6 protein-coding genes are annotated in these 9,516 nt (G+C 60.3%); 3 read left to right on the top strand and 3 right to left on the bottom strand.

Annotated features, from left to right (window positions below):
* The 3 genes from PK789_RS07110 to PK789_RS07100 form a co-directional block, all read left to right on the top strand.
* The coding region (locus PK789_RS07110) for a lipocalin family protein (protein ID WP_324308028.1) at nt 1-444 on the top strand (444 nt) is incomplete at its 5' end.
* A gap of 85 nt (nt 445-529) precedes the next feature.
* Nucleotides 530-1,393, top strand: a complete 864-nt coding sequence (locus PK789_RS07105; RefSeq protein WP_223628079.1) for a Rossmann-fold NAD(P)-binding domain-containing protein — start codon at nt 530-532, stop codon at nt 1,391-1,393.
* A gap of 253 nt (nt 1,394-1,646) precedes the next feature.
* The gene (locus PK789_RS07100) at nt 1,647-4,526 is read left to right on the top strand and encodes a TonB-dependent receptor (protein ID WP_324308026.1); all 2,880 of its coding nucleotides are present in this window, start codon (nt 1,647-1,649) and stop codon (nt 4,524-4,526) included.
* A 71-nt stretch (nt 4,527-4,597) separates the two neighbouring features.
* Here the strand turns inward: PK789_RS07100 and PK789_RS07095 are convergent, their stop codons facing one another.
* The 3 genes from PK789_RS07095 to PK789_RS07085 all read right to left on the bottom strand — a co-directional run bounded on the left by PK789_RS07095 (nt 4,598) and on the right by PK789_RS07085 (nt 9,344).
* Entirely contained in the window at nt 4,598-7,255 is a 2,658-nt protein-coding gene (locus PK789_RS07095) for a M1 family metallopeptidase (RefSeq protein ID WP_324308024.1), read from the bottom strand.
* 91 nt (nt 7,256-7,346) lie between these two features.
* Nucleotides 7,347-8,012, bottom strand: coding sequence for a PAQR family membrane homeostasis protein TrhA (trhA, locus tag PK789_RS07090; protein ID WP_324308021.1), 666 nt, complete (start codon nt 8,010-8,012; stop codon nt 7,347-7,349).
* Nucleotides 8,013-8,051: 39 nt separating this feature from the next.
* Nucleotides 8,052-9,344: an adenylosuccinate synthase gene (locus PK789_RS07085; RefSeq protein ID WP_324308019.1), complete on the bottom strand. Its 1,293-nt coding sequence runs from the start codon at nt 9,342-9,344 to the stop codon at nt 8,052-8,054.
* Nucleotides 9,345-9,516: the final 172 nt, after the last annotated feature.

Genomic DNA, 9,516 nt, shown 5'->3' with positions numbered 1-9,516 from the left:
GCCCGGTTCATGGGCACCTGGTACCTCGTCGGCGGCATTCCCACCGCGTTCGAGCGCGACGCGTGGAACGCGGTGGAAACCTACACGCTGCGCAAGGACGGCAGCATCCGCACCACCCTCACCTTCAACCAGGGGCGTGCCAACGGTCCGCGCAAGCACATCGAGGCGCCGGCGCGGGTGCGCCCGGGGACCAACAACGCGGTCTGGGACGTGCGCGTGTTCGGCCCCGTCAAGGCACAGTACGTGGTGGCCTGGCTGCGCGACGACTACAGCCTGATGGTGGTCGCCCGCGACACGCGTGACTATGCCTGGGTCTTTTCACGTTCCAAGCAGGTTTCCGTCGATGATCTTGAGCATGCGCGACAGCAACTGCGCGGCTGGGGCTACAACGTGGACAAATGGCGGCGCGTGCCACACACCGCCACACTGACTGCCAATGACTGACGCAGCCAACCGATTGCGCAGCGGCGCGCACTCTATGGCAACCCCCGCGATTCACGCACACTAGCGATTCACGCACACTAGGCACATGGGAATGCTCCAGCCAAGCGCGCAGATGGATCCGTCAATTTTGCTGGTGGGCGGCGAGTTGTGCCAACGTGTCGCGGCAACACTGCACGCCAGCGGATGGCAGGTCTGGCATTTGCGGCGCAGGCCCAGTGCTGCACCCGGCGTGCTCGGCATTCAAGCCGACTTGTCCGCACCGCATACGCTACGCGGGGTGCTTCCGCAGGTTAGCCACATCCTGTTTGCGCCCTCACCGGATCAAAGGACTGCGGCTTGCTATCAGGCCACCTACCCTGCCGGCTTGCAGAATTTGCTTGCCGCGCTCCCTTGCCGGCAGGACCTGCAACGCGTGCTGCTGGTAGGCTCCACCGTGGTTTGGCCAGAAGCGGGCATCGAATCCGCAGCGTCCTGGGTCGATGAGCGCACCCCCACGCTGGCGAATGAATTTCGCAGTCACGCCCTGCTGATGGCCGAAGCATGGTTGCAGCAGCATCTGCCACAGCAGGCCGTCACCCTTCGGTTGGGCGGCATTTACGGCCCCGGGCGCACGCGCCTGCTGGACAGCTTGCGGCACCAGCGTTTGCTTGCGCCAGAGGGTCCCGGACATTGGTCCAACCGGATCCATATTGAAGATGCCGCTGCCGCCTGCGTACATCTGCTGCAAATCACGCAACCGCAGCCCTGTTATATCGGCACCGATGGCAACCCTGCAGAGAAAGCGGCATTTTATGATCAGCTTGCCGATCTGCTGCGTGTCCCCCGGCCTGCGCGTACGCCAATGCCCCCCACCGGCAAGCGGCTGTCCAATGCGCGCTTGCTGGAAAGCGGCTGGCGCCCGCGTTGGCCGGATGCCGTAGCCGCGTACCGTGCGTTGCTGCAGGTTTGACCGAGACCGCTTTGTCACTTGGTCAAGCCCAAGCGCACCTGCTTGCGCCCCCCCCAAAGCCCCGTTCTGCGGGGCTTTGGCTGTTTCGGAATGCGCTATTCCAAAAACAAACCTGATCGGAAACACCTATTCCACAGCTCGGCAATACCCGCTAGATTAGGTGACAACCGCATGACGCTCAGGGGAACAAAGAGCGACATCGATTGCAGCGGTCGCAGATGCGGCCGGTCACACACACCACTGGGGAATCGCGATGTCTTCACGCACCACACTCCATATGCGCCGCCTGAGCCTTGCGCTGTTGGCCGCCCTGACCATGCCCGTCATGGCGCAGCAGGCTGACCCCAAAGACAGCAGTACCGATAGCAAGGTCAAAACTTTGGATCGCATGACGGTGACCGGATCGCGTATCCAGCGCACCGACGTTGAAGCGGCGCTGCCGATCACCATCATCCAACGCGCGGAAATTGATGCCCAAGGCATTACCTCTGCGGAACAGCTGTTGCAGCAGTTGAATGTAGCCAGTAACGGACCGGACAGTCTTGCCGCCAACAGTGGCGTTGCTCCTCCCGGCACTCGCGGCAACAATGGTGTGTCCGGTGCCAATCTGCGGGGGCAAGGAGCCGATGCCACCTTGGTACTGTTGAATGGCCGCCGCGTGGCGGCACACGGTCTGGCCGGGCAAGTGGTGGATTTGAACTCGATCCCGTTTGCCGCCATCGAACGCGTGGAAGTACTGCGCGACGGGGCCTCGGCGGTGTATGGCACCGACGCCATCGGCGGCGTAATCAACTTCATCACCCGCAAAAATTATCAGGGCTACTCGATCAGCGCTGGTGCCGATGTCACCCAACAAGGCGGCGGCAATATCTACAACGCCAGCCTACTCGGTGGTTGGGGTGATCTGGACACTGATCACTGGAATGTGTGGGCTGCGGTCAACGTCAAGAAAAACAAAATCCTGCGCGGCAACCAACGCGATTTTGCCAACAGCTTTCAGCCTGAACGTGGCTTGGGTCCGGATACCCGTGGCACACCATTTGCCAACGTTGTCACCGGCACCGGCAGCATGATTGGTGGCGGCCTGAAAGATCCCGCCACCGGTCTGACCAAGACCACCATCAATACCCTGGATTTGCCCGGTGGTGCCGGCTGCATCAATGGCGGCGACATGATGGGCCCGTACGATGACAAAGCCTGGGCCAGCCCCGGTGCCAGCTTCGGCTGCGCATGGGACTACGGCCGTGCACGCACCATCCAGCAACCGGTGGACACGTTGCAAGGCATTGGCCGCGCCACCTTCAAGATCAATGACAACCATGAATTTTTTGCCGAATTCATGGGCTCCAAAGTCACGTCAACGCGTTTCTTCGAAGCCCAGCAAATCAGCTCCAGCATCAATGCCAGTGCCACCCAGCTGGATGCCTATGAGCTGAACGCCAACACCAAAGCCACCTACGACGCGATCTACAACCAGATCCACGCCTATTTCGGCGATCAGACCAATCTGGTCTATGGCAAGCCGATCACCTACCGCTGGCGTTGCTACGCCTGTGGCCCGCGCCAACTGGAAACCGAGACCAAGGCGTACCGACTGTTGTTTGGCCTGACCGGCACCCTTGCCAACTGGGACTATGACGTGGGCCTGTCGCGCGCGCAAAGCAGTGCGCAATCGGTGCTGGCCGGTGGTTATTACTACACCCCGCAACTGAAGGCCGCCTTGAAAAGTGGGCTGCTCAATCCATTCTTGATGCCCGGCCAAGACCAATCGCAAACCGCTTATGACGCGCTGGCCGCCGCCGACGCCAGTGGTTTGCTGCTGTATAAAGGTGTCTCCACCACGACCACGCTGGATGCCAGTGCCAGTGGCAGCTTGGGCTTCAAGCTGTGGGGCGAAGAAGACGTGAAAGCCGCAGTCGGCGTGGATATTCGGCGTGAAGAATATGAGTTCAATGGCCCCAGCCAGTGGGCGCAGGGCAATGCCTTCATTTTTGGCGCCCCGGGTGATGCTTCCAATTACATGTCGCCCAAAAAACGGAATGTCAAAGCCGTATTCGCCGAATTCAACCTGCCGGTCACCAACAGTCTGGAACTGAACATCGCCGTGCGTCACGACCAATACGACGGATTTGGCGGCACCACCAACCCGAAATATTCGTTCAAGTGGCACCCCATCGATTGGCTGGTGTTCCGTGGTGCCTACAGCACCGGATTCAAGGTGCCGGACTTTGCGAAATTGTTCCGTGGCATCACCGAAACCCAATACACCGGCCTGGATCTGGCCGATCCTGCCAAATGCCCGAATGGTCGTTACAACCCGGATGTGGCCAACTGCAATGTGCAAATTCGCCCGGACATCGTCACCGGTGGCAACCCCAACCTGAAGCCGGAGGAAGCCAAGCAGCGCAGCTTGGGCTTTGTCATCGCACCGACGGCCAACTTCAATGTCAGCGTGGATTGGTGGCAAATCGAGCGCTTCAACACCATCCGCAGCGGATTCAATCTATCCACGATGACCGCCAACTACCCCATGTATGCGTCCAACTTCATTCGTGACAGCAGTGGCAACATCATCCAGATCGACCAGCGCTACATCAATACCGGCGGCACCTTGACCAGTGGTATCGAGCTGGATGCCAACTTGCGCGGCGAGCTTGCCGGAGGCAATTGGAACATCCATCTGAATGGCAACTACCTGGATACGTTCAAGACCAAGAGTTTCGACAGCCTGCCCTACACCGGCAACCTGGTGGGCGAATACGAGCGCTACTTCAACCTGCCGATCAAGTGGAAGCACACACTTGGATTTGCTTGGCAGAAGGGCAACTGGGCGCACTCGCTAACCCAGGTCTATCGCGGCGGTTACAGGGATTGGGTGCCGCCGGGAATTGCGAACGGCTATACCCCTGCCGAATACAACCCGAAGGTGGACAGCTACACCTTGTACAACTACAGCGTGAGCTGGACCGGTATCGACAAGTTGAAGCTGACCTTTGGCATCCGCAATCTGCTCAATACCGATCCGCCGTTCACCCTGCGCTACCTGGATGATGGCGATGGTGCTGGTTGGGAAGCACGTGTGGCCGACCCTCGTGGCCGTGCATTCAACCTGATGGCGGAATATGCGTTCTAAGCCGTTCCACTCGCGCAAATGACAACAGGCCCCGCAATGCGCGGGGCCTGTTGTGTTTCAAACCAGTGCGATCAAATACCGTGCTGCTTCAACCACGCATCGATCTGCGGCATCCGTTGCGCACGCAGTTTGACGCGGGTCTGGATGCCTGCCATCACCTGCTCGGCATCGCGGCGCGAGGTGGCTGCAATGTAGTTGTCGGCGAAGGCTTTGATCTTGTCGACCATTTTCAAGTCACGCGCTGCGCCGCCCAAGCCAGGGTAGTAGCGGGCACGCGAGGTGCTATCCACCAGTTTGTCCACCTGCTCGCGATGCGCCACCGCGAAATCGAAGGCCAGATCCGGATGCTCCCATGACACCCCCGAGATCATCCCTGCGGAATTGGTAGCGCCCGGCTCGTCGGTCAATGCCATGTCGAGCGCACGCTGCGCCAATGCCTTGTCCTTGCTGCGTGCCAGCAGGCCATAGTATTGATCACGCAACATGGCCGATTTTTCTGTTTTCGCCATCGCGTGCAACTTGTCCCACGTGGCGGCATCGGCATTACGTGCCACCAGGCCAAGCACGGTGCGCCGCAGGTCTGGCGGCAATGCTTGCGGGTCGGTGGCCGCGGCCGCAAAACGGCGGCGCGCTTCGGCCAATACCTTGGCATCGCCCAGCCCGCCCAACATGCCAATCAAGCTGGTGCGCAACTGTTTGGTGGAGCTGGATTCACCGGCACGGGTATTCCATCCCAGTTGCTCAAATTTGGGCGCAAGTTTGGCCAACGCGAATTTGCGGAACGCAGCTTGCCGCTTGTCGTTGCCTTTGAGCATGTCATCGATCCCTCCCATGCTGCCGGCCACCATCTGCCACAACTCCGGAGCAGCGCTCATTGGCACCTGCATGGCCAGATCCAGGGTATCCGATTCGGGCTGCAAACCCACCGCTGCCAGTGCGCTGGCATCCATCATCACGCCCATTTGATCGACGACCGGCAACTTGCTGAAGCCGGCACTCAGAGTCTTGAATTGCGCCGGCGAATATTGGGTGCGGAAATACCCTTTCTGCCCGGCATTGATCAGCACCGGCGCATTACACCCCGGCACGCTGACACTGGCCTTGCCGTCCACCAGCACACGCACCTCGCTACCGTCGCCCGCACGCACGGTGACCGGCACGCGCCAACGCAATGGTGTCTTGTTGGGGCGATCGACCGTGAACTCGCCTTGCTCCAACGCCAGCTGGGTTTTGCCATCCACGCAAACTTGGCTGGCCTTGATCAGCGGCACGCCGGGCTGCAAAGTGAAGTCGTGCGCCACCTGCACAAATTGCTTGCCCGGTGCGGCTTTCTCCATTTCCTGCCACAGCTCATCGGTCACCGCATTGCCGTAGGCATGCTTGCTGATATAGCTACGCACGCCGCTGCGCCATGCGTCCTCACCCACATAGTCTTCCAGCATCGAAATCACCGCCGAGCCTTTGCCATAGGTGATGCCGTCAAACGCCTGACTGGCTTGCTCGACGGTAGCCACGTGCTGCACCACGGGATGAGTGGTGGCATACGCATCGCCACCCATTGCACCACGGCTGGTAAACGCCGCATCCACGCCGCTGGTATCCCATTCCGGATGCAATTTGCGCGTGGTGCGGCCCTCCATCCACGTGGCAAAGCCTTCGTTCAACCACAAATCATCCCACCATCGCATGGTGACCAAATCGCCAAACCACTGATGCGCGATTTCATGCGCCGCGGTGGTAAAGACAGACTGTTTATCACCAATGCTGGACGTGGCAGGATCCAGCAACAGCGCATATTCGAAGGTAAAAATCGCGCCCCAGTTTTCCATTGCACTGAAGAACTGGCTGCGCCCGGGTGCAGCGATGTTATCCAGCTTCGGCAGCGGATACTTCACCCCAAAGTATTCGTTGTACTCTCGCAACACATCGCGGCTGGCCTCCAGTGCAAAGCGCGCCTGCTCGGCCTTGCCTTTCTGCGCGATGACGCCCACTTCCACACCATCATCGGTGTTCAATGTTGCGCGGTCGAAATCACCCACCCCTAGAAACAGCAGGTAGGTGGACATTTTCGGCGAGGTGGCAAACGTGGTGCGGGTCAGCCCATTGCCCAGGTCTTTGACGTCTTTGGCGGGCATATTGCCTACCACCATCTGGCCGGTGGGCGCGTTGACGGTCAAATCGAAGGTGGCCTTGAAGTTGGGTTCATCCCAGGACGGAATGAAGCGACGCGCATCGGAGTTTTCGAACTGGGTGTACAGCGCGCGCTGCTTGCCGTTGGCAGTGGGGTAATCCAGCGCAAAGAAGCCGTTGGCCTGGGTGCCAATCTTGCCGGTGTAATCGGTGGACAACACGTAGTTGCCGGGGGCCAGTGGCTTGTCGAAAACGAAACTGGCGGTCTGATTGTCGGCATCCACACTGACCTTGGCCGGCAACGACTTGCCTTTGGCATTGATCAAGATGCTGTTGCTGAAGGTCATGTCGATGGCTTGCAACACCACGCGGTCAGTGGCTTCCAGCACCTCTACGTCGATCCGCGCCTTGCCATCAAAATTCATCGCCTGCGCATGCGGGGTGACTTCGATGCTGTAGTGCGAGGGGCGCACCGTGCGCGGCAACTGAGTGGTCACGGCTTCCGCAGCGGCAGACTGGGCAGGTAAGGCTTGGGCGGAGGCGGCAACACTGCCGCCAAGCAAAGCAAGGGTGATGGCGGATGCCAGAATGCGACGCATGGGCAGAACCTCGAAACAATCGATGAGGGTGCCGATCATCCCGCCTACACCGACTTCCGCACACCGCCGGAAGTCATGTAAACCGCTTGCTTCACAGCAAATGCAGCATTACCGAAATGTAATGACAGACGCTGCCCGCGATCACAAAGCCGTGCCAGATCGCGTGCGCATAGCGCAAATTTGGCCGCATATAAAAAAACGTGCCTGCGGTATAGGCCACGCCGCCGGCCAGCAACCAGACCAACGAGGCGGTATCCAGCGCGTGCCACATGGGCTTGATCGCCAACACGATCAACCAGCCCATACCGATGTAAATCAAGGTCGAAATACGCTTGAAACGACCTGTGAAAAATAATTTGAACACCACACCGGCCAATGCCAAGGTCCAGATGGTGCCAAACAGCCACCAGCCGGTGGGCCCACGCAGGCCTACCAAGGTGAACGGCGTATAGGTGCCGGCGATCAATAAATAAATCGCACAGTGGTCAAAGATTTTCAGCCGACCTTTGGCCACCGGATGCGAGATCGCGTGATACAGGGTGGATGCGGTGTACAGCAACAACAGCGCCACCCCAAACACAATCGCCCCGGCCAATTGCCAACCGTCACCAAAAATCGCGGTGAGTGTGATCAACACCGCCCCGCCCGCTAGCGCCGCCGCGGCACCCACACCGTGGGTCAACGCATTGGCGAGCTCTTCACCCGGATGCGGGACAAGAACGGCGGGTGGTACTGCGGGGCGGGCGGCATGCTGCATCGCAGCAGCATACCATCGCCTACGCGAGGCGTTTCAGTATCACGCGTAGGGGTCGTGCAGCACCATGGTGTGGTCGCGGTCGGGGCCGGTGCTGACAATGCTGATCGGGCAACCGGCCAGTTCTTCCAGCGCACGCAGGTAGGCGCGAGCGGCCGCAGGCAACTTGTCCCACTCGGTGACGCCGTGGGTGTTTTCGTTCCAGCCCGGGAACTCCAAATACACCGGCGTGCATTCTTCCCAGCCTTGCGCGTCCAGCGGCGCGTATTCGCTGCGCTTGCCGTGGTATTCGTAGGCAATACAGATTTTCAACTTCTCCATGCCGTCCAGCACATCGAGCTTGGTGATGCACAGGCCGCTGATGCCATTGATCGCCACTGCGCGCTTCAGCGCCACGATGTCCATCCAACCGCAACGCCGCGGGCGGCCGGTGGATGCGCCGTACTCGGCACCCCGGTCGCGGATGCCTCGGCCGACGGCATCGTCCAACTCGGTCGGGAACGGGCCACCGCCAACGCGCGTGGCGTAGGCCTTGGCAATCCCCAACACATAGTCAATCGCATCCGCGCCCACGCCCGCGCCGGCCAACGCGCCACCGACAGTGGTGTTGGAGGAGGTGACGTAGGGATAGGTGCCGTGGTCGATATCCAGCAACGCGCCCTGCGCGCCTTCAAACAACACGCGCTTGCCTTGCTTGCGCAGCTCGTGGCAGATGCCGGCCACGTCGGATTTCATCGGCTCGACGTATTCGCCAAACGCCAGCGCTTCGGCGTACACGGCATCAAAATCCACCGCCTCGACGCCCAAATACTTGGTCAGCACAAAGTTGTGATAGTCCAGCGCCGCGCGCAGCTTTTCGGCCAGTTGTTCGGGGTAGTGCAAGTCGGCAATGCGGATGCCGCGACGCGCCACTTTGTCTTCATAGGCCGGGCCAATGCCGCGCCCGGTGGTGCCAATCGCCTTGCCGCCGGCGGCTTTCTCGCGGGCCTGATCCAGTGCGATGTGGTACGGCATGATCAGTGGCGCGGCGGGCGAAATCTTCAGCCGTGAGCGCACTTCCACGCCAGCGGCTTCCAATTCCTCGATTTCCTTGCGCAGTGCGGCCGGCGAGATCACCACCCCGTTGCCGATCAGGCACAGCGCGTCGTCGCGCAGGATGCCGGACGGGATCAGGTGCAGCACCGTCTTCTTGCCGTTGATGACCAGCGTATGGCCGGCATTGTGCCCACCCTGAAAGCGCACCACCGCGCCGATGTTCTCGGTGAGCAAATCCACAATCTTGCCCTTGCCCTCATCGCCCCACTGCGCACCCAACACCACCACTGACTGACCCATGACCACACTCCTGAAATTTTCTGGCGGCCATCGGGGCCGCTGGATGGGTGTGCCCCCCTTGCACTGCATAGACGGCACCACCATCGGGGTAGCACCAGCACGGCAAGAGCGAACACAGAAAAAGCCGAGGCGAGCCCCGGCTTTTGTGCATTCTACCCGCTTTGCTGAGCGT

Source organism: Thermomonas sp. (assembly GCF_035369645.1).
GTDB lineage: Bacteria > Pseudomonadota > Gammaproteobacteria > Xanthomonadales > Xanthomonadaceae > Thermomonas.
This window is presented reverse-complemented; position numbering and strand designations above follow the sequence as displayed.

Bases quoted from the DNA above. Each gene is read 5' to 3' on its own strand.
- PK789_RS07105 (WP_223628079.1), top strand. From the start codon at position 530: ATGGGAATGCTCCAGCCAAGCGCGCAGATGGATCCGTCAATTTTGCTG.
- PK789_RS07095 (WP_324308024.1), bottom strand. From the start codon at position 7,255: ATGCGTCGCATTCTGGCATCCGCCATCACCCTTGCTTTGCTTGGCGGC.
- trhA (WP_324308021.1), bottom strand. From the start codon at position 8,012: ATGCAGCATGCCGCCCGCCCCGCAGTACCACCCGCCGTTCTTGTCCCG.
- PK789_RS07085 (WP_324308019.1), bottom strand. From the start codon at position 9,344: ATGGGTCAGTCAGTGGTGGTGTTGGGTGCGCAGTGGGGCGATGAGGGC.
- PK789_RS07100 (WP_324308026.1), top strand. From the start codon at position 1,647: ATGTCTTCACGCACCACACTCCATATGCGCCGCCTGAGCCTTGCGCTG.